The following is a 486-nucleotide window of genomic DNA, read 5'->3' as shown; positions in this document are numbered from 1 at the left end:
TAGCGATTCACGGCGGCAGAGATTGATAGCCTACCAAACCATAGTTGACGGCGAGCGCTCGTGCCTGAGAGAAGCTGATATCAGATTGAACATGATCGGGGTGCCGGGCGTTCTTGCGATGTCCATGTTCGTTTTTCGACGATGCGTAACCCTGCTCTTTATTTCCGTGCGCGCCATTATTACCGTGATTGCCATTGCCATTGCCATTGCCATTGCCATTGCCATTGCCATTGCCATTGCCAGGGTTTGCATAAGCCGGTGCAACAAAAACGGCGAAACCAATCAACAGAGCAAAGGTTGTTTTGAGCGTGCGTTGCTTAAGCATGACAAATGTCCTTAGTAGTATGTATTGCCTTATTGAAATATAGAACGAGGCGGCAATCTTAACCATCATCTCATTTCTGAAATATCAGTAATGTAATAAGCCGGACATGTCTGGGACTCACTCTGAACGCGGGCATTCCACTGCTCAGCCTCTGAACCCAG

The 486-nt window shown here is 48.1% G+C and carries 1 pseudogene; it reads right to left on the bottom strand.

From position 1 onward, the window contains the following. Window positions 1-10 precede the first annotated feature (10 nt). Window positions 11-325 (bottom strand): annotated as a pseudogene (locus QMM04_RS23060) (hypothetical protein); the annotation flags it as partial. Window positions 326-486 lie beyond the last annotated feature (161 nt).

Source organism: Pantoea sp. Pa-EAmG (genome assembly GCF_030024295.1).
GTDB classification, from domain to species: domain Bacteria; phylum Pseudomonadota; class Gammaproteobacteria; order Enterobacterales; family Enterobacteriaceae; genus Pantoea; species Pantoea dispersa.
This window is presented reverse-complemented; position numbering and strand designations above follow the sequence as displayed.